This window comes from Brevibacillus sp. DP1.3A (assembly GCF_013284245.2).
In the GTDB taxonomy this organism is placed as follows: domain Bacteria; phylum Bacillota; class Bacilli; order Brevibacillales; family Brevibacillaceae; genus Brevibacillus.
The window spans coordinates 314,198-337,508 of the sequence record NZ_CP085876.1 but is presented as its reverse complement, the minus strand read 5'-3'; the positions used below and the strand labels follow the sequence as shown (position 1 = coordinate 337,508).

Here is a 23,311-nt window from a genome sequence, read left to right as displayed (position 1 = left end):
GCTTTTTGCTATACCTACTTGCAGTTAGTCACAACTCCGACATACATATACCCCGTATAGGTATGTTAGTATTTGTTTGCAAGAAAAATATCCCATTTCAAAGGAGAGATCATCATGAAGGTTGCAATCTTGCTTTTCGATGGCATCACCGCATTAGATGCAATTGGTCCATACGATGTATTCGCTGCTACGCTGAAATGTGAAGTGAAGTTTGTGGCTAAGAAGAAAGGGTTAATCAAGCTTGACTCCAATATGGGTTATTTACATGCCGATTACAGTTTTTCTGAAGTTACTTCCGCTGATATTCTTGTTGTTCCCGGTTGCAGTCCGCCCAATTATAAAACCCCAATGAATGACGAAGAAACCCTACAGTGGATTCGCCACATACATGAAACAACGAAATGGACTACGTCTGTCTGCAATGGCTCTCTGATCTTGAGCGCCGCAGGCTTGTTACAAGGAGCCGTAGCCACCACTCATTGGGGTTCCTTCGAACTACTCCAATCTCTTGGAACCACTCCAACAGAGGAAAGAGTCGTTCGTCAGGGCAAAATCGTTACAGCAGCCGGTGTTTCCTCTGGTATCGACATGGCACTCCAATTAGTTGCATGGGAATTGGGAGAAGATATGAGTAAAGGAGTCCAGTTGATTTTGGAATACGATCCCCAGCCGCCGTTTGACTCGGGTTCACCTAAGAAGGCACCTGCTTTATTGGTAGAACAAATAAGAGGGATGTTGCAGGAGTTTGCAAAACGGGAGCCCCGGGTATAAATCAGCACGTTCTAAAAAATGAAAAGGCGACAGCCCAGGGAATGTCTTACTCCCTTCGGCTGTCGCCACTTTCTTTTCTAGCCTCTTACCACTTAACTTCTTTCAGAACTTCTTCTGCCATGCCAGCGGTAGATACCAATCCGCCACCAGACAAGTACCAGTTGCTAGAATCCAGGTAAATGATGTTGCCAGTTTTGAATGCTTTCGTGTTCTTAATCAGGTCGTTTTCTACAGTTTGCTGTGTAGAAGTAGACACTTCTTTATTCTTGGAAATCGCGTTACCACGATCAATTACGAACAGATAGTCTGGATCTTTTTCTGCGATATATTCAAAGGAAACGCTTTGACCATGGTTTTCTACGGAAATGTTTTTGTCTACAGGCGTAAATCCGAATTCACCATGCAGGATACCAAAACGGGAACCAGCGCCATAAGCGTTCAGCTTGCCTTCGTTAACCATAACGATCAGAGCAGTCTTGCCGCTTGCCGTTGCTTTTGCATTCAATTCCTTGATAGATGCATCGATTTTGCCCAGCTCTTCTTCTACTTGTGCTTCTTTACCGAAGATGGTACCCAATGTTTTCATGTTCTCTTTGAAAGATTCCATGTACTTCGCATTGTCTACACCCATGAAGATGGTTGGAGCAATTTTGTTCAGTTCTTCGTAAGCATCTTGTTGACGACCGGAAATGAAGATCACATCCGGTTTCATTGCATTGATTTTTTCAAAGTCTGGCTCTTTCAAGCCACCAATGTTTGTGTACTTCGCATCTTTGAACTTTTCCAGGTATGCAGGAATGCTGGAAGACTGTGCAACACCCGCTACTTCGATACCCAATTTGTCCAAGGAATCCAGAACACCGTAGTCAAATGCTACAACGGTTTTTGGATTCTTTTTCAGTTTTGCTTCACCCAATTTATGCTTGATCGTAACTTCTTCGGATGTTTGTGCAGCTTCAGGTGCTTTCGTTGCGTCCGCCGCAGGTGTTGCAGGAGCGGCGTTATTGGAGCCGCATGCAGCTGTGAATACAGCCAACAGTACTGCCATAAACAGCATGAGTAATTTTTTGTTCACTTCTCTCACCTCTATATAGAATGTAAAAGTATATAAAATTATTGATAGCTTGCTGATGAAACCCCCGGCAGGCCATCAAAATTTTAACGATAGGAAGATGGAGCTTACGCGAAATAGACACAGATTTTATTTTCTTCAATGTCTTCGATATGGATATCCATGTCATAGACATCTTTCAAGATCGGTCGTGTTATGATCTCATCTGTAGTGCCTTCCTTCACGACCTTTCCATCCTTGAGTGCGACGATATAATCCGAATAGACGGAAGCGAAGTTGATATCGTGAATGACAATGACAACCGTTTTGCCCCTTTCGTCTACCAGACGTCGCAGCACTTTCATGATCTGGACGGAATGCTTCATATCCAAATTGTTGAGCGGCTCATCCAAGAGGACGTATTCCGTATTTTGAGCGACAACCATCGCGATATAAGCGCGTTGACGCTGACCGCCACTCAACTGGTCGAGGTACTTGTGTTGAATGTCCGTGAGCTCCAAATATTGGATCGCTTCGTCTACATACTTCCAATCCTCTTTTGACAAATTGCCTTGTGAATACGGGAAGCGACCAAAGCTGACCAGCTCACGAATCGTCAACCGCACCGTAATGTGATTCGATTGCTTGAGAATCGAGATTTTCTTTGCCAGCTCACTGCTCTTTGTCTGCCTAATCTCCTGACCCTCAATGAAAACCTCGCCTTGATCCTTGGTCAATAGGCGACTAATCATCGACAGCAGCGTACTCTTTCCGGCCCCATTGGGTCCGATAAAAGACGTGATTTTCCCCTTGGCAATCTTCACAGAGACATTTTCCACGACATTTTTGCTACCATACTGTTTTGTGACATTCCGGACTTCTATCACGCTTTATTCTCCTTTAACAGAAGATAGATGAAGTAAACCCCACCAATAAAGTTGACGATGACACTGAGCGTCGTAGAGAACGCAAGTACACGCTCCACAATCAACAAACCGCCAACCAGTGCAATCACACTGATTAAAGACGAGCCCACCAGCAAGTATTTATGCTGATAGGTTTTCATAAACTGATGGGCGAGATTCGCTACCAGCAGTCCAAGGAAGGTAATCGGTCCAACGAGCGCTGTCGCGATCGATACGAGAATGGCAATAACAACGAGGAACCGCTTGATGACAAAATCGTACGGAATCCCCAAATTGATCGCCTGGTCCCGACCGAGTGATAACACATCCAAGTACTTGATGTATCGCCAGAAGTAAATCATGATTGCGATGACCAGAACAAAGCTCGTGATCAACAGGTCTGTTTTTACATTGTTGAAGCTGGCGAACATTCGGTCTTGCACAACCAGAAACTCATTCGGATCAATCAACACTTGCATGAACGTGGACAAACTGCTGAACAATGTGCCCAAGATCAATCCGACGAGGAGCAGGAAGTAAATGTTTTGCCCTTCCCTCTTAAACAGGAATTTGTAGAGCAAGCCAGCGAAAAGCACCATCCCACCTGTCGAGATCAGAAAGTTCACGTTGTTGTTCATCAAGGTGAAATGGGTGGAGCCAAACACAAAGATCACAAATGTTTGGATGAACATATAGAGCGAATCGAGACCAATGATGCTAGGCGTCAAGATTCGGTTGTTCGTGATTGTCTGGAAGATCATCGTAGAGAAGGCGATGATGCAACCGGTTAAAATGATGGCAAGAATTTTCTTAGCCCGCCGAGGAAGGACGTAATCCCAGTTGCCACCGGCGTCAATCATCATAAAAATGGCTATCAAAGCAATGGCCACAATCGACAGGGCACCTATCTTCGCTTTCATTGTTCATATGCCTTTCTTCTCATGAGTAAGTACACGAATATCCCGCTACCTATGACCCCAACCATCAAGCCGATGGAAATCTCGTATGGGAAAATGATGAGGCGTCCCAGGATATCACAAGCAAGTACAAACACCGCGCCAAGCAAAGCGGTATGAGATAAGCTTTTTTTCAGGTTATCTCCCAGGTAGATCGTAACCAGGTTGGGAATGATCAGCCCCAAAAACGGGATTGTCCCTACCGTGAGAATGACTACCGAAGTTACACAAGCGACGATGACCAATCCAATGTTGACGACATGCTTGTAGTTCAACCCGAGGTTGATGGCGAACTCTTCACCCATTCCCGCAATGGTGAACTTGTTCGCATACAAGTAAGCGATAATCACCAGCGGAATACTTATGTACAAAAGCTCGTAGCTGCCTTTCATGATGGTGGAGAAATCTCCATGCAACCAAGCAGACATGTTTTGCATCAGGTCATGCTTATAAGCGAAAAACGTCGTGATGGATCCGACGATGTTTCCAAACATCAGTCCCACTAACGGGATGAAAATGGAGTCTTTAAATTTGATTCTTTCAAGAATCTTCATAAAGACAAAGGTTCCAAAGAGAGCAAATGCAAAAGCAACGAGCAGCCTCACCCAAGAGCTCGCATCAGCGAACACCAAAAGTGAAACCAATATTCCGAATCGAACGGAGTCCTCAGTCCCTGCTGTCGTTGGAGAAACGAACTTGTTACGGGTCAGCTGTTGCATGATCAATCCGGCGATACTCATGCTGATCCCTGCGATGATAATGCTGATCAAACGCGGAATCCTGCTAATCCACAGCACTTGCACTTTGTCATCTGTGAGATTGAACAGATCCCACGGAGATATATCTTTCACGCCAATAAAAAGTGAAACGAACGATAGCAAAATAAGTGCTACAACCAAATATCTCTTTTTCATCGCGTCCCTACTCTTCTTACTTTTTCCTGGAGTAATGTTCCGTATTGACTCGAGTATTTACGAGAGAGAATAATTCTCATGATCATTAATAAAGAGATTCATTCTCAATTAGAACCACCTTTGTTATATTAGCACTTCTTTATTGGAAGGGAAAGCTTTTTTTCATTAGTCGGCTAATTTTCCCCTCAACCTTGTCAAAATACCGACAAGAACAAGAAAACCGCCAAGGCAAAAACCCTGACGGTTCTGATTTATTTAGATGTGTACGAGCCTTTTATGTTTTGAACGGTTCGCTCTCCGCTCCCGTCATTCTCAATGATTACATTTCCTTCGACAGTATCAATGACCATGTCGCCGCTTTCGTCGGATATCTTCATGTCACCCTTATGATTCCGAATAACCATATCGCCGGATTGATCGTGAATCTCTACATTTCCACCCGTATTTTCCATGTAGATATCACCCGAGTCGTCCTCGATCAGCTTGAGGGCGGACGCGTCCTTGATCAGGATGTCACCGGACTGGTCACGAATCTCTACCTCTCCGTTCGTATTCGTTAATCGAATATCACCAGAGTCATCCTCAATCGTGAGCTTTCCTGTTAGGTTCGTCATGTCAATATCTCCTGATCCATCGGTAAGGGCTATCGGCAGCTGGGCAGGAACGATTACCGTTAGCGTCATATCCACATAGTTTAAACCGATATCTGTCTTCACTTCGGATCGTAGTGTTGCGTTATTCCCATCCTTCTCGAGTGTAATGATGATGTCTTCGGGTTTGACATTTTTCGATTTGATCTCAGCCTCTACATGAATCGCGGTTGCTTTTTCATCACCTTTGACGACCAAATCGCCCGAATCGGTCACAATATTTAACGCCTCGATGGACTCCGCAGGCAATTCAAGCTGTCTTTTTTCTTCTTCCACATTGATCACGTTATTTGTGATCGTGCATCCGGCCAAACCGATTCCCACAACGATTAGACCTACTCCTATCCACTTTTTCATTTGTTTCATCTGTTGTTTCCTCTCGATACTGGTTATTTTTTCAAGATAAGCTCTATAACATCGTAGCAAAACAGCGTAGAAGAGAAATCAGGCTACAGCGTTGTTCCCTCGTCAGTCTGTAGACGGATATTCCATTGTAGAGATCGCGTCTTTTCCCTACACTACAAGTAAGAATATTTTCCCAATTGAATTGCCTCGGAGGGTAAAACAATGGACTTGAACCGAATCCAACTTGTTACGGATGCTTTTCCGTGCTTTTCCCTTGTTCCGGAAGCCGCATGGCGCCATCCTGACATAACAGTGGAACGCTTTTCTCCCCAGCTTACGATGCAGCAGGGTCATCTGTTTGCCCACGCCGCTTTTGTATTGTCAGGTAAGGTACGCATCTATATCATCAGTGAGTCAGGACGTGAGGTTACGTTATATCGGGTACAACGCGGGGGAGTCTGCGTCCTCATGATGGCAAGTATTTTAGGTGAGACGGGCTATGAAGTGTCCGCACAGCTAGAAGAGGAAACCGAGCTGCTGCTTTTGCCTGTAGATGTCTTCAAAGAATGGATGGATCGCTATAAGGACTTGCGTCAGTTTATTTACCGGAACATGATCAACCGAATGGTCTCCGTCACGTCTCTCGTCGAAGATATCGCCTTTAAACCAATCAACGCCCGCATCGCCGAATTATTGCTCCGTCGTACCACGGATTCTCGCAATCACCTATCCATCACCCATGAAGCGATTGCCATTGAACTCGGGACTGCCAGAGAAGTAATCAGCCGGTCACTCAAGGAGTTTGAGAAAGCCGGATGGCTTCAGTTAGGACGAGGCCGAATCGCTGCTATTCACCGCGATGCCCTCCAGGAAAGACTTTTTCTTGGTGATTGGTGAGTTTGGTGAGTAAGTTACAGAAGCAAATATCTTCTCTCTCTACAATGAAGTCGTAGCGACTACCCATGAAATGGAGAGGATGTTTCATGTCAAAAGCACGTTCGTATTATGAATCAGCAAATTTGTCGCATATCCCTGAATTGATGAAATTGGCCCCTGAGGCTGCCGCTTCTTATTTTTCTTTCGAGCGACAAATCTACCAGCAATCCCACCAGCTCCCGGTCAAAACGAAAGAGTTGATTGCCATTGTGGTCGCCCACGTGACTGGCTGCCCCTACTGCATCGATGTTCACGTCAAAAAGTATAAAGAACTGGGCGGCACGATGGAGGAAATTATGGAGGCTCTACTCGTTGCCGCAGTGACACGGTCCGGTGCCATCTTAAGTCATGGGGTCAATGCCTTGCTCGCCTATCGTGATGCTCCTGGTAAGCCAGATTGCTTTTGCTAACCCAAATATATCACTCATCTGGAAAATAAAACAAACGAATCCAGTTTCATTACGAGCTGGAATTCGTTTGTTTTTTCGCGTGTTCATCTACACTTTTTATGATAAATTATTGCGACATTTTTCCTATCAGTGTTATGGTAAAAGTAGACTACTTACTAAGAATAACGAACCGTTTCGAAACAGGAGGTTTTATGGCTCGTATACTGATAGCAGACGACTCCCTTGTAGTACGAGATTACATGAAAATCATTTTGGAACGGGCGGGCCATCAAGTCATTGCAGAAGCAACGAATGGATTGGACGCCTATCAAAAGTATGCGGCCCACCTCCCAGACGTGGTGACGATGGATATCAATATGCCAGGCATGAATGGCATAGATACCGTCAAAAAAATCATCGGCACCTTCCCCGACGCCAACATCATTATGGTCAGCACCAACGGATTAAAGCCGCTCGTTTTTGAAGCAATCAACGCTGGAGCGCGCCATTATATTCTTAAACCGATCGATGAAGAACGACTTTTGGCTTCCATTACGAATTCTCTTTAGTCGATCAAACAAAAAAACTGAGGCACTGTCGCCTCAGTTTTTTCTATGGGTCTAGCGAATGTCTTCCAACGGGATTCGGAAGGTAAAGCGGGTGCCTTCTCCTTTTTGAGTATGAACCTGAAGGGTTCCGCCTAACTGCTCAACCTCTTGCTTAACAATGGACAGGCCAATTCCTCTGCCCGATACGAGACTCGCATTTTCTTGTACCGTGACATGCTCCGCCAATGCCAACTTTAGCTTTTCCATATCTCCGCCCCGCCCATCATCACGAATCATGACGTACAGGGAAGTATCCTCTTGCCAAATGCGGCATTGAATCTTGCCGCTGCGTTCTTTTCCGCATGCCAATCGTTCTTGCTCTTCTTCCATTCCATGATCGATCGCATTGTTGAATACGTGAACCAGGCTCCTCGCAAAATTCACGAATCGCTCCGGATCGACCAGTACTTCTTCTGCATCCCATTCGACCGGATCGATAGTCTTATTCAGACGGATGGCAAGCTCACTTACATAGTCTTCATACCTGGACAACATGTCCTTCATCGGACGATAGCGAAGCTTGCGAACGCGGTGGAGCAGCTCCTGCTGAGCTTCCCCCTGTACCAGACTGGTGATCTCATGCTCGAAGCTTTCCCATCGCTCTTTTGCAATCGAGTACACATGCTCGTTATGATCGAGGAACCCGACCCCGAGCTTGTGCTGCATGATCGACAAATCTTGTTGCATCGCAGCTTGAACCTCTGCGAATGACTGCTGGGCGCGCACATCCTCGTCGGACAGGCGTTGTTCAGACTTTGCCCATTGAATCAACCACGACTCCAAATCATGCAGCTTTTGCGGTGTATGAATCAAGTGTAATTGGCTGAAGTCACCTTTAAATTGATGAATCTGAGCGACCAATTTGAATAGTTTCTCGGACTCCGCTATCTCTTCTCTGAGGACCCGCTTCCACCCCTCTTCAAAGAAAGCATCAAAAGCTCGCAGTACCTTTTGGAAGAGCGGGAGACTAATCGCTACCGTTACGACCATATTCAACCTTTGCCATTCTCGCTCCATCTTGGATTTGAGCGCCCGCTGCTCACTCATATCAGTCAGGATCAGCATCAAGCCCTCTGGCGAATCTCGCCGATCTTCATAAATCGGCTTACATGCCAGCTTCAACGGCGTTTGATTGATCTGGATTTCTGTAGGAAATAGGCTGAGATACAGCTCTTTTTGCCCTTGGTCTTTTGCTTCAAAGTACTTTTCCAAAAGGGATTCAATAAACATGCTATCCTCTGGACGATCTGGGTAAAGTAGCTCGGCGACCGATACTCCAGCCAGTTCTCGGCCAAAAATCCGTAGACATTCCCGACTGTATTCGGAATGGACCAGTAGGTTTTTGGAAAAAGAAAGGAAGCCTTGTCCCGCATTGTTTAACAGATTTTTATTCGCCTGTAAAAGTGCCTGAATCTCATTGGTACGCTCTGTCACAATCTTTTCCAAGGATTGATTCCATTGCTCCAATTGATGATACAATCTCGCATTTTCAATAAAGATCGCAATTTGCGAGAAGATCAGTCTGAGCGGCTCTGAGCGTTTTTCGTTGAACACATGTGTCGTCTCGTTGTTCTCCAAATAAATGACACCGATCATTTTGCCTTGCTGCCATAGCGGGGAGCATAGAATCGATTTCGGCGTGTGCTTCGCAATGTACGTATCGCGGAAAAAGACACCTTCAACCGAAGCGTTGTGGAGCACCAGCATCTCTTCTGTACGAATGGTGTAATTCACGACAGCGACAGAGAGCATCCCGCTATGCTCATATGGGACAGACTGCATGATCTCCACGTCCAAATCGACAGAGCCTGCCGCTTCGATGAGCCAGTCACCATCTTTTTTCAGCAGGAGGATTCCTTTCTCCGCACCTGCATTGCTCATCACCGTGCGCAGCATTGTCGCCAACAGCATTTCCAGGCGGAGCTCGCTAGCAATCGTTTGCGATGCCTTGATGACACTCATTAAATCGACGAGGTCTGCTGTCTGGTCAGTCGTGGCAATCTCGGCGGAAGCTCCCAAGCTTCTTGCCCGTTGCAAAAGATAAGGGTACCGTTCCCCAATCTCTCGTGCCTTGGCAACCGCTCCCCAAAGCATGTAAACCTCGTGCGCCTCAGTCATGTATACCTTCGCAATCGTTTCGAGTCCGAGTGCCAAGTAATGCTGGGCAGCCAATTCATTTGCCAGCGCCTCGTTTTGCAAGAAAACATCCTTTTTGGCGAGTTGAACCGCCTGTTCGTAAAAAGGACCTGCTTCTTGTTTTTGCTCAGTGACACGCAGCCACTCAGCATGCATCAACAACCACTTGTGCTGAAAATTTTCCGGGCATTCCTTTGCCCATGTCTTCATCTTTTTGATATTTGCTTTGATTTTTTTCCCATACTTCGATTTTTCCTGTCGGGTGGCGTTCTCATAGAGCCCTGTTAATGCCAGTGTTTGCATAAAAACTTGCTGGCTGACAAGAACTTGTCCGCTGACTGAATCCATCCATTGCTCCGCTTCAGCCAGTAGCTCGGCAGCCTCCAGGTGGTTCCCGTACATGAGATGAACCATCGATTTATAGTAGTAGTACATGTACCGCTTATAGCTGTTTCCTTCTTTTTGCAGGTTGCTTACATATGTCACTTCGTTAAATCCATCATGGCAAAACGCCGTTCGTTCATCGTCGGACCACCGTGTAAAAGTATGCAGCGCCTGGCGCAATAACAGGAGCCGATCATCGTGATCAACGACCTTGATTTGTTGAATCATATCGCTGTATTCCTCGATTTGCTGCTCCAATTCTTCCACTGGCACACCGCAATAGAGCATGGCCTCCACAAGCCCATGGGCATTGTAGGCAGCATAAATGTTGCCGCCACCGTCCAAGCCGAGCTGAATCGCTTTTTTCAGGAGAGGGATATTCGTCCGCGCATGCTCGCACCAGTGATTGATCAGTAGGGCAAACGCGCCATACGCCTTTGTCATGGCAATCGGATCGGCGAAGCTGTCTGCTACCCGGCAAGCCAATTGCCCAAATTCGTAAGCCTCTCGATAATTTCCGAATTGAGCAGCTTGTACGATCCCGTAACCGGTATAGCCGTTCGCCGAGGCGACCGTGTTTCCGTGCACGAGCGACAGATGAAGGGCACGCAAAATCGTTAAAGCAAACCAATTGAGATTGACATAGTAAGCAGATGGGCCTGCGTAGCTGATGATACTCATCGCCATTTGATAATTTTCATCGGGAACATCCGGCAAATACAGCAGCTCATCTATCTTCCGACCTTTGAGGCGGCGTTTGATGTGAAACATTTCCTTAATGATATCGAGCTTGCCAGGCTTTTTCGGAATCGGTACGCCCAATAACCCTAAGGCTTCGCTTGCGATCTCCATGACACGCGGAAATTCAGCCAGTCGCGTATACATGCGAATTTCCATTTCCAAAATGCGAACGCGTTCTCTGTCTGTTTTGGCATGCTTCATCCCGCGGTCAAACAATTGTTTTGCCTCATCCAATTGGTTACAGAGGTACGTCGTCTCCGCAGACAACGCACACAGCTCCATGGTCAAATCATGATTGTGCTGCCAACCCTCTTCCCCCACCAGCTCGAGACCGCGTTGGAAATACTGCAAGGCCGACTCAAATGCCGCAGAGGATTTCGCTTTTTGACCAGCGAGTAAATGACAGTACGCTACATGAATGCGCTCCGCCTGATCCTCCAGTATCTCTTTGCCCCGATACATATGATCGCAAATCTCGAACAGGAAGCCAGATTCGCTTCCTTGGGACATTTCCCACATCATTCTGCCCAGCTTGATGTGAATATGTCCGCGCTCTGCCTCTGCTAACAGCGAATAGGCGGCCTGTTGAATGCGATCATGAACAAAGCGGAAACGAATCTTCATCTGAGATGCCACTTCTTCTTCCACGAGCGCAGCGTAAGTCAGATATTCCGCTCCTTCAATCGGATAGATGAGACCTTCCTCAATCGCAGGCTGTATATGCTGGATGGCTTCTGACTCCGTTTGATTTCGTGACTTGGCTATCAAATGAAGCAAAAACGAGTTACCCAGACAAGCAGCATAACCGAGCTGCTGCTGAGTGGAATCAGGCAATCTTCTCATTTTTTCTACGAGAAAATCGGCTACATTTTCCGTAGTACCCAGCTTTTCGATTTCGGCCAAATCCCATTGCCAGTTCCGTTCTTCTCTCACATACCACAGCAAGTTCCGATCATACAGCGTTTTAATGAATTCTCTTACATAAAACGGATTCCCAGCTGTTTTCTGCATGATAATCGTAACCAGCGGCTTCGTCATATCCGGATCACTATGCAACGCATCCGCTAGCATCGCATTGAATTCGGGTTCTCGAAGCGGCAATAACGTGAATTGGCGCAAGATACGGCTCTTGATGCCTGTCTCTGTCAAAAGGGCAATCAACGGATTCATCGTACTGCCATCATGCTCACGATAAGAGCAAATCAACAGAAAATGACTGATCTGCATATCCGCAACCAACTCTCGAATCAAGAAAAGCGAAGAAGAATCCGCCCACTGCAAATCATCCAGGAACAAGACGAGCGGATGGTCTGGTCGCGCCCAAATACGAATAAAGCGTTGCATCACCCATTGAAAGCGATTTTTTGCTTCTGCCGCAGGCAGCTCAGGTACGGCAGGCTGTGTGCCGATCACTGCCTCAAGCTGCGGAATGACATCCACGATCACTTGACCAAGTCCTTGCACGGCGTCGAGTATCATCTCTCGCCAAGCGAGCAGCTCGCGTTCGTGGCCTGCCAAGAGCTGTTTGATCAAATCCTGAAAGATTTGAATGATGGCCGAATACGGAACGGCCTGATTATATTGGTCGAACTTTCCTGAAACAAAACGTCCCCGGCCTCTCAAAAACGCTTTTTGCGCTTCCAGCACGAGAGCAGATTTACCCACGCCTGCAGAGCCACTGAGGAGAACCATCCTCGTAGCGCCGTTCGTGACTTGCTCAAATGCATCAATGAGCATCTGGATTTCTTGCTCACGTCCATACAGCCTCTCTGGAATCCGCAAGTGATCAGCACGGTCTTCTAAAGCAAGCGGAAAAGGCGTAATCAAACCGTTTTGTTCAAGCTGGTTGTAGCAGCGCTGCAGGTCTGCCAGCAAGCCAGACATGCTAAAGTAGCGATCCTCTGTATTTTTCGACAGACACTTCATCACAATGTCCGATAGAATCTCTGGAACGGATGGTTTTACACTGGAGGGAGCGAGCGGCTTTCTCGCCATATGAGCATGTATGAGTTCAAGCATGTCCGAAGTTAAAAAGGGCAGCTTTCCAGTCAGTAACTCGTAGAGCGTGACACCAAAAGAATAAATATCGGAGCGGTAATCGACAGTGCGATTCATTCTCCCCGTCTGCTCCGGCGAGACGTAGCGAAGATTCCCCTTCCATTCTTTTGGATTCATCACACTTTGGTATTCTTGGTGGCATTTCGTCGCCAATCCAAAGCTAACAAGCTTTACTTCATAGGTTTCAGGATGAACCAGGATATGATCGGGATTTACATCCTTATGAATGATTCCGTGCTGATGGATTTCCTTCAAGCAGGAAGCCATGCGGACCGCAATGAAGAGCATCTCCTTCAGTGACAGTCCTTTCATTTTCATAAGCAAGGAGAGCGGCACTCCCCCGAAATCTTCCGTAACCATTACCGTCTCACGGTTGTGATTAACGAGTTCGATGATCGTTTCCACTGCATGGGATTCCAATGATTGAAGAATGCGATATTCATGCTTCAGTTTCCACAGAGATTCCTTATGGGAAGGTCCTTCCATCGGTACTTTGAATAAGACAGGGAGATTGTCGTTATTTCTGTAACCCCGATAAATTCCCAATTTTGAATGAGTGGAAAGAAACTCTGCCACCCGATACCCTGGAACCACGATCATGCCGCTCATACTATCCACTCCATCTTTAGGTAGAACATCCTATCTTTTTAATTGTTGCCCCAGAACAAATAATCTATATTTAATCTATATTCTGTCTTAAAATAATCTCTTTTTACTATTTTTCAAGGAGGTCTAGTTTTGTCAAATCTAAGTCGCAGTGTAAGTAACCCGCACAATAATGAAGTGGTTACCTTTCTGAAAACAACGGAAGAAACGAATGGCGAATATTTGTTATTCCGTACCGATCTTCCACCGGATAACGGGATTTTTCTACACTATCATACAAAACTTGTCGAAACCTTTGAAGGTGTAATTGGAAATTTAGAGGTAACCATTGATGGAAAAAAAGTAATCCTGAAGCCGGGAGAGAAGCTAACCATTCCGACAGACAAGGTTCATGGGTTCCACAACCCCTCTAGCGAATTCGTCAGCTTCGATGTCGAAATCCGTCCGGCAGGTACTTTTGAAGCGTTTGTCCGCTGTGGATACGGACTCGATACAGACGGGCGCAGCTTTTATTTGCCGATTATCAAGCAAAATATCCCGAAAAATATTCTCCTCTTGGGAACGATCTTTCAGATGGGGCAGTTTTACCTCCCAATCATTCCGCGCTTTCTACAAAAAGGCATGTTCGCTGTGTTCGCTGCACTCGCTCGTTGGACAGGCTCAGATAAATCGCTGGAAAAATACTACAAATCCACTCCAACTGCACCAATCTCCCATTCCGAAATCGAGCAAACAGCGCAAAAGACGTTGCAAGGATAAAATGGGAAAGACACCATAAGGATTACTCCAGCTTGGTGTCCTCCACGCTTCTTATATCCATATATTCCAACCTGGATTCATTGTTTTATCGTGTAGCTCGTGTAACTACTTCACCGTATCAGAGCGTGAAGCTGCTCTTGCACGTTGTTTTGGCACATGCCTCCATGATAACAAATGATACTATTAATTTCCAAGTTCTCGAATTTTTTTAATGAGTTTACTGCTATTTCCATATCGAGAGTGTTTTGCGGAATCGGCCCTTGAAGTGCTTCGTTCATGTACACCATAGCATCGCCTGCTATCAAGGTCTTGCTATCTTGTACATAAAGGCTGATATGCCCCGGCGTATGTCCGGGAGTATGAATAATGCGAATTCCCCCACAATACGGCAGAATCTCTGCGTCTGCCAGTGTCTTGTGCACCATTGCCTTTGGTGGATTTTCGCAAAGCCATTTCAAGTGCTCGCGTTCCTTTTCAGGCAACATCGCAAGTAAAGGGGCCATGCTTTTGGGGTTTGCTTTGAGGAGAGGGCGTGTGCCTTCAATGTACGGCTGATCTAGCTCATGCGCGTATATTTCTACCTGTCCGCCAAGCTCACGAACGATTTCTGGAAGACTACCAATATGATCTATGTCCTGATGTGTCAAAATGATAGCCTGTAAACGCTCAGGTGGGATGCCAGCACGGCTGATCTCCTGACGAATAGTCTCCCATGAACCAGGCATTCCTGTATCCACTAATACCGCTCGATCATCATCCCAAAGCAAGGTGGGATAGATCACCATCGGCTTGCCAAATGCCTCGCCTTGTAACGGAATCATTTTTACACCTGTGTTAGCTTTCATACCCTATTCCTCCTCACATCATTTCTTCGCACAACTACTTTTTATCACGGAGTGAGGAGTTTTTTCAACAGAAAAATATTTTATTATATCACAAATAAAAATCTTTGTCAATATATTTTCAAGGCGTCTTCTTGTTCAAAAAAGACCCCCGAAATACGCGGTCCCTCCTACCCGAGCAGACCGCGTTGGCGTTGTTATGAACTTAAGGTGTCGTTGTCTGAACAGGCTGCCCACCCGTTGATGCATCTTGGCTTCGCTCCCCAAGAATGCCACGGACAGGTTGGATGTCAGGCTCGTCCACCATCAACCGATAAACTGGTACGAACACAGCCGGTGGGCGGATCGGTTCAGGCTGCGTTTCAGGTGGCTGCACGTGCGTACTCGTACCTCCCCAAACCATATAGCCTCCCCACGCTCCGGCGCCTAGCAAGACAACTGCGCTGGATATCACTGTAGCTTTGTGCCGAAACAGCTTCACGAGCGGATTGGCTGTTTCGCTACGCACCTCGTCCAAAAGCTTGCGGAAATCAGCATTTCGGATCGCATACCACCGTTTTCGCCATTCTTTATCCCGTAATCTCTTGCCTTTCTCCTCAAGGAAAAATGCCTTCAATGCTTGTCTGTATGCAGGCAGCAAATACTTCCCTTCGAAAAACATCCGCTGACTCATCGTCCATTGGATAAAGGACAGTGTAACGGCTTCCCCACCATTTTGCTGAACATACTCCAGCAATTCTGCAAACTGGAAGCCTTCCTGACCAAAATGATCTTCTCGGTAAAAGACCAGCGGCACCTGCGGGAACTCGTCAGCATGGAGCGGTTTACTCAGCATATTCTGGATCATTCTTTGCTGCACGGAAATCGCTTCCCGATCCCATTTTCGGAAAAACTCTGCCGGGTGTGGCGTGCCTCTCTCTTCATGCAGCTTCGCCAGATTGATGAGCATTTCTTGCTTGTGGCGACTCTCCATATCCAGCGTTCCGAAAAAGCTCTGTGGCTTCTCCTCAAAAAGGGCGATGAGAACTTGGAAATCATCCTTGGATAGCGTGTCTAGCGCGACGAGCTTCATCAAGGACTTGTCCAGCTCATCCAGCAACTCATCGGCATAGCTGCGTGCCCCATCGATGCTTTCAAAGAACTGGTGGATGGTAATGGCAGCAGCGAGCTTTTGGCGTTCACGCGTAAACAGACGCAGAACTTTCTCCGTCGTGGTAGAAACAAAAACAGCATTGCGCATAGCTTGCGGTTCTGTTTCCGTCCAAAACCGGATTTCCTTAAGCATCTGGTCCAAACTGGTCACGGCAGCTACCCGCTCGGTCATATAATCCTCAAAGAGCGGCTTCACCAACTGTGGATAGCCAAAAATCGTCCGCATCATGAAGCCAAACAGCTCCCGATTGCTGGACAAATGCTTGTACACATCTGCCACGTAGCTGCTCTGTCTCGAGGTCTTGGCCTTCATCAACACGTCCATCAAGAAGCGGATCAAATCCATTTGCAGGCGTTCCTGCCTGGTGACACGGTAGGATTCAATCATTTGCTTGATCGTCTCGCCGTCAGGCAGCTGTTTGGACGAAAGCGCCTCTACCTCGATCCGCATTAGCATTTCCTGAAGCTCGATCAGCCGCTTCTTGCGGGTCAAGCTGCTATGCCCCAAATAGCTGTTCAACGCCTGCCAAACGCCCGCCCGCTTGCTCTCATACACGGACGTTCGTCCCTTTTCAATCAAATACAGGGCGCACAGCTCATAGTACGTGCGAAGGTTCAAGGCCAGTGCATGGTCTGCTCCAGCCAGCACTTCCTCACAAAATTCGTGGAACGCATCCAGAATCCGTGGCTCATTCACATACTCCCAGGCAAAATCGAGGTATTCGTGTCCTCCGTCCTGCAAATCGACGTTCTGAACGCGACCAAGCGAGAAGTCGAACAAAAAGTCTTTGTCGCTATGCCCCCCGCCTGGGCGTATGCTCCCTTTTTCCACGAACATGACGTGGATATGCTTCTTGCTCTGCGGCTCGTTGCTAAAAGTGAGAAAACCAAAATGTCTGCGCATTTCATAAGGCAGACAACTGTACAAAATCTCCAACAATTGAGCAGCACTCTTGGATGAGACACTAATATCTACATCCAGGCTGATGAACACCTTCTTTTTCGCTGCGAGCGAGGACATCACGGCAAAGAGAAGCTGTTTGAATAAACGCTCATCGACGCCCAATTGACCAAGCAGCTGTTTTCGGTCTTGCGACAAGCCCTTTTCTGAAGGGATGTCATCGACGGTAGGAAGCTCCTTGCCCGCTGCATCGTCGTGGCGATCTGCAAAAGTACGAACTCCGAAGATCTTGCCCGGATTCTTGATAAATTCATCTCGACGCTCTACCGGAATGACATAGTTGTGGCTGAAAAACGTATTGCGCTGCCCGGTAAAGTCCGCTCCGACAAATACACTTCTGCCGAGAACCATCTCTCCTGATTCGGCCTGGAAGCTGACGAGCGCCTCCGGAAAGAGCGCCAGATTACTTTCCGCCCGCTCTTGAAGCTGTCGCGGCGCGTCGTACACGCAAAACGGATGGAGCGCCTTCTTGATGAATTGGTTATCCAGCCCTGGCGTTTTGGCGACAGTATCGTATCCTTCGTTCGAACGGAAAACCCCTTGTCGCCCGCGGGTGTAGTACTGCTGCAAAATGGGCTGACGGTTGCTCACTACCGCTCCCTCCCCTCGATGTAATCAAGCTGGTGCATCAACCAAATAAACGGTTCATCGACGCGAATCGGCGTCACGACACCACTCACCCTTTGATTGACGGGATTGCTCCCCAGCGCAGATACAGCGAAATAGGCCGTATTCGTAAAGTAAACATCTAACGCGTCTTTAAACGGTCTATCCACCTTTTCGATGAATCGGCGGATTTCCCCATCGATGTTCTCAAATTCAGTTGTGTTCAAATATTGTTCATGGACGAAATTGCGGAAAACGTTGCTGTTCGACTTGATGTATTCGCCGTCGTCTTCCTTGATCAGATGCAGCATGTCGCTCTTCGTCAGCACGACAGCAGTCGGGATATGTGTCTTGCTCTGCTCCTGATAGCCGATGAAGTTCTCGAACAACGTAATGACGACCTCACGCGGCTCGTCGTACCTTGCTGTGAATTCCCCTGGCTCATCCCCTGCTTGCAGCATGACCCGATCGCGAATCGTCTTGATTTGCAGCGGATCGACCAGGAACAAGATGCCAGACGAGTTTTTCACATGCGCCGCATACAGCTCCAAATACTCGCGGTCTACCATTCCCTCGCCTGCTACGTCGAAAAACACAAGGATCAACGGAGCCTTGTCGCTATCCTTGAAAATGAACTGGAAGATGAACGGCTCCTGACGCTTTTCTTTTTGCGTGGAATCAAGCAGCTGTCCGCGTTCAAACAAGGGTGCCTCATAGTTCTCCCGGAACTTGCGGCTAATCTGCGCATTGAGCGGCATACACGCTGCATCGAAGTGATTCGCAGTCGTGTTCTGCAAGGTATGAATCAATGAGGTCATGTAAACGGACTTCCCTACTTGGGACGCCCCAACAATCGAAATAATGTTGCTCGGTGCTTTGCCCGCCGTAATCGGAAGCTCGTTGTGGCATTTCGGGCACAGTCTGCGCTTGGAAACCATGCCATACCGGTCAGTCACACCCGCCAGGACGTTATCAACGTACAAATGGTTTTCCGACGGGATGGATTCCGGATCGATCACCGCTTCTAACTCGTCGATGGCATCCAGTCCGAATTTATCCCGATACGCATTGAGAATCTCATCCTCCTGCAACGCGTAGTCTTCGTCGTCCTGACGATGATGTGTGGCACGGAAGACAACTTGGTCCGGTCCGTATTTGGCGAAGCAGTACGGGCAGACAATATCGTAAAAAGGAAGCCGTTCCTTGACCTGCGGCTTCTTTTCAAACATGTTTTTCAAAAACGACAGCATGGCGCATCCCCTCCTATTCAGGAATCAGTTCGTACATTTCTCCGTATTTTTTCCCGTCCGTAAAAAACAGGCGGACGACGTCTTTTTTCCTGACCTCAATCTCCGGCATCAGATTGACACCGGGCTCGAGATCACGAATGAAATTGTATCGGGTACCATCATCCTTGTGGGCGGGAGAAGAGCCTTCTTTTTTGACGTAGCAGAGTACGTCCCGCGCGATCGGAATCTCTGAAAAAATGCGAATCTGCAACGATTGATGCTTGCTAAACCAGCTTCCGCCTCGTTTGAACGAGTAGTAGATTTTGGCCTTTCCTGTGCTGACGTGGATCACATGGGCATCCCCGTCTGGCATGAGCAAAATCGGCTTGCCATTTTCCAATCGGCAAGGAAAGATGCGGTATGTGTACCGGCCGATGCCGTCTGTTTTTTCCCGCAGCCCTTTGTGGACTTTGTATTCTTCTCGGGTATACAGCTTGAACTGACGATCATCCAGCTCGTTTACGTCAAAAGGGGCGCCAAACTGCGATTTGTGCACGTACACACACGGAATATCCTGCGCCCAATGCCAATTGAGCACGTATTCGCTCCCTTGATGCTGGCAGGTGACGTCCTTGATGAAGGTTTCTGTTGTTTCCTCCCGATTAATCATGATTCATCATGCTCCCTTTACTCAAACCGCTTGCTGCTTTGGTTCCCGGCGTCCAACGCGCGAGGGTTTTGTCTGTTGTTCAGTCTGCGCTTTGCAAAAGACGATCCACCACTCGTGGAAGCTGGCACAAAGAGAGTGAACAATGTCAGGATGACGGCGAGCAAGGAACACGCCAGCAAACGTACAACCATATCGAGCAAATCAATCGACGACAGACCCATTTCCAAAACAAGTCCAGCTAACAGTCCTGATACCGCCCCGCCAATCGTGAAGCTTTTGGCCAGATGGCGATTGTCAAAAATCAGACCCAGCGCCAAGCCGAGCAAAGCACCGAGAATCAGAACACTGACCACACGGGTAATGGCGTAAAACATGCTTTCTTCTGTCGCTCCTGTCCGCTCAGAAACAATATTGCGGTCTATTCGGCTCATATCGTAAATCTGACCAAAGATTCCTGTCATTTGGTCTGCGTGTTCGACATTGAAGTAGCTGCCGCCAGTCTCAGCAGCGATCTTTTGTAGCAACGCCGTTCCGTCTGCATCGATTTGGCTCATGCCTACGGTATGGACAATCACGTGGTTTTGCTTGTAGGGTGCAAGTGCGGCAGGGACATCCAGATCACTATAGCCGTCTGACATCAGCACGACCGTACTATTCGCCATTTGATTGGCTTGCAGCTGGTCTAGCCCCACTTGCAGTGCCTGGTCGATCCTGGTGCCTCCATCCGTTCGCGGATATTGAAGCAGCTTCTTCACAATCTCATCCTTCACGGACTGGCTACTCAGCGCGGTGAGGGGTTGCAGGACATTCGTTTGATCGTGAAACGTAACCACTGCTATGTTCATGTCACTGTCCATGCGCTGCACCATGTCGGCTGCTGCTTTGAACAATTGGTTATCCGGGTCAGACGACTGCATGCTGCCTGACGTATCCAGAACCATGACAATATTGTTGGCCCCGCTGGCCTGTTGAAACGATGACCCGTACAGCAGCTGAAGCAAGAGCGCCACTACGCCCACCATCAAAAACGTGCTGGGCACGAGCATTTTCCAGGAAAAGCCCAGATAGCGCTGCTTCCAGCCAACTCCATTCAGTCGTGGCGAGATCATTTCCGCAATGAGGCACATCAGTCCTACGAAAAAGGAATATTGACCAAAATAAAGTCCCATTAACAACCATTGCGGTATTTCTCCGGACAGCTTGCCGAGCATGACTTCCCCGACCAAAAATCCGATCACGCCACCTACCAGACTACAAACTAGCATGAGTAAGCTTACCCTTCTCTGACTCATGACGACTCATCTCCTCCCACGCGGCGAAAAACAAACCCGCTGTCCTCATAGGAAGCATGGTATTTCTTGTTATTGCGGTAGAACATCAAATCATCCATGCCGAATCCACCCATCAGGTTCATTTTTTCTATCCCGCTTTTTTGTTCCTCGTGGATGCAGCCCAGCTTGTAGGTTCGTGTGCTCTCATCCTTGTGCAGCGCATACTGGACGAAGTCGTTATGAATATCGGCAAACAAGTACTTCTCCTCATAGCGATGCTTTTGCATGAAATGGAACACTTCGATGTGAACCGCTGCGCGCTCTTCCAGCACCAATGCCAGATCGAGGAACAAATCCTCCTTCGTCAGCACGGTTCGGTTATCGTAAGCAGCCCCGACATTGGCACGCGCAAGAAGCTCCGCCTCAAAAGATAAAGCAAATGGCGCACGGGTGAGAATCTCGTTCCGGCAAAACTGACACAACCTCTCCACGAGTCCAGCGAGTCGATTCCCGCTGAGCAGAGCGCCGCTGCCAATATACCGTTGTTCCATGTAAAAATCACTGCCGCGTGAAGCTTCCAAGGATCGGATCGTTTCATGGACCACCGATTCGTAATATTCGTCCACATTTTTGCCCAAGTAGTCAGTCGCTTCTCGAACGCTCGTCTGGGCGATTTCCCGGAGTTGCTTATGCAAGGCTTCCAGTTGCTCGACTTGCTCACCTAACTGCCGGTGAATCTGCTCTGCCTGTTTCTCATAGCTCACAAGGATCGAGAGCATCATCTCCCAATCCAGCAGCTCCAGCTTTTTGCCATAAACAGCGTCCAGCAAATGACGAATGAAGGTCCGCACACGCTCCTTATCCCGTGTGAAAAACCCTCCTACGCGAATGTCCTGCCGATCCACTCGCTCTTGGTAGAGATCGACCAACTCGGCTTTAATCTGTTCAACCTGTCGAGATGTCTCGCGAATTCCTGTGCGCAGCTCATCCAGCAGGTTTGCTCCATTGGCGTGTTCGGCTGTGAGATAATAAGCCGCATACAGCCCAAGCCGTTCATCCTCGATGACTACTTTCTGAATCAAATCAGCCAAGGAGTCCTGAGACAGCATGTGCTCCAGACGTTTACGCGCCCCGGAAACGACATTCGCCTCAAAAAAGGCTTGGCTGCTGCCGTCAAACAAAGCCAGCTCCGCTTCACGCATATTCATACTGCAAAGCTCGCTGTAGCTAATGCCAGAGGTCATAAGCCCCGTCATTTCCTCCAGGATGTGATCCTCTGGGAGAATGCCAGCCAGTTTTCGCTGCAAATCATGCGCCGTCAATCCGAGTTTTTCTCTCGCTTTTGTTTTCGGCAAAACCTCGCCGTCCTGGAGTCGCTCCCAATAGCGGTCAAATACGGCGGACAGCACCGTCAGCGCAATTGCATGAGTCGGTCGCTTTACTTTGGATAGACCAGCAGACGCGAACTTGGTCTGCCCGTGATCGACCGTGATGCTGCGCATAAATTGCAGCTTGTTATAGCCATCATTGCTTTCATGGAACTCCGACTCTACCTTTTTGTTGTTCAAAAGCACCAGCTTGCTGATCAGCTCGTAATTTTCCTGCATGCCGCCTTCGATAAACAAGCCATGTTCTGTCTTGTCACTCAATAGGTACGCCAGCGAAAATAACGGTGCGTTTACATGCTCCACAGGCAGCTTCACGAGATCCTCCGTTACCAAGAGATTCGCTCGATAGCTGTAGTCGCTCCGCTGATAGCGATTGACCTCTTCCAAAAAGCTAACCGAGAGCGCTGTCGAGAACCCGAATGCTTCCCCGTTGTTCTTTTCCTGTAGCAGGACGTACAGGTCGACTGATACGTTTTTAAACAGCTCGTTGAGGTAGCCTTTGAGAAGCAGCGTCAGCTCTGGCAAAAGGATCGTGGCAGGGTCATCTGCCCTTGCCACGACGGCAATATTGACTTGCTGAAAAGCAGTGAACAACTTACCCATTTCCGCTACCCGCACGCTTGCCAGCTTCATCACCTTGTTCAATTCCATGGTGACAGCTTCATCAAGTAAAAAACGCTCGTGGATCGAAGTACGCATTTTTTTCTTGTCGGCATCTGCCTGCGGTAAGCGGCAGCCGATTACTTGCGGATGCTCCCACGTTTTGTCCTGATACGCATGGACATAAAGAACACCGTGACCATTTTGCCAGTTGCGCTCGTTGTGGGCACGAACAGCTTGCAGTGCCTCTACGCTCTTATCCCCGAGAAAAAGGAAGAGCACGGGGTTTTGAATGCTTCGCTGTCCGTTTCCGCTATCCAGTTGTCTTTCCAATTCCGTAACGTATTGGGTCGCGAACTCTCCAATCAAATCCCTCATGCATC

At 47.9% G+C, this 23,311-nt stretch carries 17 protein-coding genes; 5 read left to right on the top strand and 12 right to left on the bottom strand.

Going from position 1 to position 23,311, the window contains the following annotated elements; all coding sequences use genetic code 11:
• Window positions 1-114 precede the first annotated feature (114 nt).
• Window positions 115-771 carry a DJ-1/PfpI family protein gene (locus HP399_RS01925; RefSeq protein ID WP_173619899.1) on the top strand — a complete coding sequence of 219 codons (657 nt, stop codon included), beginning with the start codon at window positions 115-117 and terminating at the stop codon, window positions 769-771.
• A gap of 85 nt (window positions 772-856) precedes the next feature.
• Here the strand turns inward: HP399_RS01925 and HP399_RS01920 are convergent, their stop codons facing one another.
• The 5 genes from HP399_RS01920 to HP399_RS01900 all read right to left on the bottom strand — a co-directional run bounded on the left by HP399_RS01920 (window position 857) and on the right by HP399_RS01900 (window position 5,613).
• A complete protein-coding gene (locus tag HP399_RS01920; protein WP_304502537.1) occupies window positions 857-1,846 on the bottom strand; it encodes a siderophore ABC transporter substrate-binding protein in 990 nt (329 codons plus the stop codon).
• A 104-nt stretch (window positions 1,847-1,950) separates the two neighbouring features.
• Window positions 1,951-2,709 carry an iron ABC transporter ATP-binding protein gene (locus tag HP399_RS01915; protein ID WP_173619900.1) on the bottom strand — a complete coding sequence of 253 codons (759 nt, stop codon included), beginning with the start codon at window positions 2,707-2,709 and terminating at the stop codon, window positions 1,951-1,953.
• Entirely contained in the window at window positions 2,706-3,647 is a 942-nt protein-coding gene (locus HP399_RS01910; RefSeq protein ID WP_173619901.1) for an iron chelate uptake ABC transporter family permease subunit, read from the bottom strand. The genes HP399_RS01915 and HP399_RS01910 overlap by 4 nt, the downstream gene beginning before the upstream one ends.
• Window positions 3,644-4,597 carry an ABC transporter permease gene (locus HP399_RS01905; protein ID WP_017246627.1) on the bottom strand — a complete coding sequence of 318 codons (954 nt, stop codon included), beginning with the start codon at window positions 4,595-4,597 and terminating at the stop codon, window positions 3,644-3,646. The genes HP399_RS01910 and HP399_RS01905 overlap by 4 nt, the downstream gene beginning before the upstream one ends.
• A gap of 251 nt (window positions 4,598-4,848) precedes the next feature.
• Window positions 4,849-5,613 carry a DUF4097 family beta strand repeat-containing protein gene (locus tag HP399_RS01900; RefSeq protein ID WP_173619902.1) on the bottom strand — a complete coding sequence of 255 codons (765 nt, stop codon included), beginning with the start codon at window positions 5,611-5,613 and terminating at the stop codon, window positions 4,849-4,851.
• Between the two features lie 201 nt (window positions 5,614-5,814).
• Here HP399_RS01900 and HP399_RS01895 point away from each other — a divergent pair, with 201 nt between their 5' ends.
• The 3 genes from HP399_RS01895 to HP399_RS01885 all read left to right on the top strand — a co-directional run bounded on the left by HP399_RS01895 (window position 5,815) and on the right by HP399_RS01885 (window position 7,486).
• On the top strand, window positions 5,815-6,489 hold the full coding sequence (locus HP399_RS01895) for a Crp/Fnr family transcriptional regulator (protein WP_173619903.1): 675 nt from the start codon (window positions 5,815-5,817) through the stop codon (window positions 6,487-6,489).
• Window positions 6,490-6,575: 86 nt separating this feature from the next.
• Window positions 6,576-6,938, top strand: coding sequence for a carboxymuconolactone decarboxylase family protein (locus HP399_RS01890; protein ID WP_106833498.1), 363 nt, complete (start codon window positions 6,576-6,578; stop codon window positions 6,936-6,938).
• 191 nt (window positions 6,939-7,129) lie between these two features.
• Window positions 7,130-7,486: a response regulator gene (locus HP399_RS01885; RefSeq protein ID WP_007724662.1), complete on the top strand. Its 357-nt coding sequence runs from the start codon at window positions 7,130-7,132 to the stop codon at window positions 7,484-7,486.
• A gap of 51 nt (window positions 7,487-7,537) precedes the next feature.
• On the opposite strand, the gene HP399_RS01880 is transcribed toward HP399_RS01885, so the two are convergent.
• Window positions 7,538-13,453, bottom strand: coding sequence for an AAA family ATPase (locus tag HP399_RS01880; protein ID WP_173619904.1), 5,916 nt, complete (start codon window positions 13,451-13,453; stop codon window positions 7,538-7,540).
• 129 nt (window positions 13,454-13,582) lie between these two features.
• Here HP399_RS01880 and HP399_RS01875 point away from each other — a divergent pair, with 129 nt between their 5' ends.
• Window positions 13,583-14,209, top strand: a complete 627-nt coding sequence (locus tag HP399_RS01875) for a cupin domain-containing protein (RefSeq protein WP_173619905.1) — start codon at window positions 13,583-13,585, stop codon at window positions 14,207-14,209.
• A gap of 110 nt (window positions 14,210-14,319) precedes the next feature.
• Here the strand turns inward: HP399_RS01875 and HP399_RS01870 are convergent, their stop codons facing one another.
• From HP399_RS01870 to HP399_RS01845, 6 genes are all read right to left on the bottom strand, one after another.
• A complete protein-coding gene (locus HP399_RS01870; RefSeq protein WP_173619906.1) occupies window positions 14,320-15,054 on the bottom strand; it encodes an MBL fold metallo-hydrolase in 735 nt (244 codons plus the stop codon).
• A gap of 202 nt (window positions 15,055-15,256) precedes the next feature.
• A complete protein-coding gene (locus HP399_RS01865; protein WP_173619907.1) occupies window positions 15,257-17,755 on the bottom strand; it encodes a GAP1-N2 domain-containing protein in 2,499 nt (832 codons plus the stop codon).
• A complete protein-coding gene (locus HP399_RS01860) occupies window positions 17,755-19,020 on the bottom strand; it encodes a TRAFAC clade GTPase domain-containing protein (RefSeq protein ID WP_048035301.1) in 1,266 nt (421 codons plus the stop codon). Before HP399_RS01860 ends, HP399_RS01865 begins: the two co-directional genes overlap by 1 nt.
• Window positions 19,021-19,033: 13 nt before the next feature.
• The gene (locus HP399_RS01855; RefSeq protein ID WP_007724675.1) at window positions 19,034-19,669 is read right to left on the bottom strand and encodes a hypothetical protein; all 636 of its coding nucleotides are present in this window, start codon (window positions 19,667-19,669) and stop codon (window positions 19,034-19,036) included.
• A 17-nt stretch (window positions 19,670-19,686) separates the two neighbouring features.
• Complete coding sequence (locus HP399_RS01850; RefSeq protein ID WP_173619908.1) at window positions 19,687-20,961, bottom strand: vWA domain-containing protein; 1,275 nt, start codon at window positions 20,959-20,961, stop codon at window positions 19,687-19,689.
• The gene (locus tag HP399_RS01845) at window positions 20,958-23,306 is read right to left on the bottom strand and encodes a hypothetical protein (protein ID WP_173619909.1); all 2,349 of its coding nucleotides are present in this window, start codon (window positions 23,304-23,306) and stop codon (window positions 20,958-20,960) included. The genes HP399_RS01850 and HP399_RS01845 overlap by 4 nt, the downstream gene beginning before the upstream one ends.
• Window positions 23,307-23,311 lie beyond the last annotated feature (5 nt).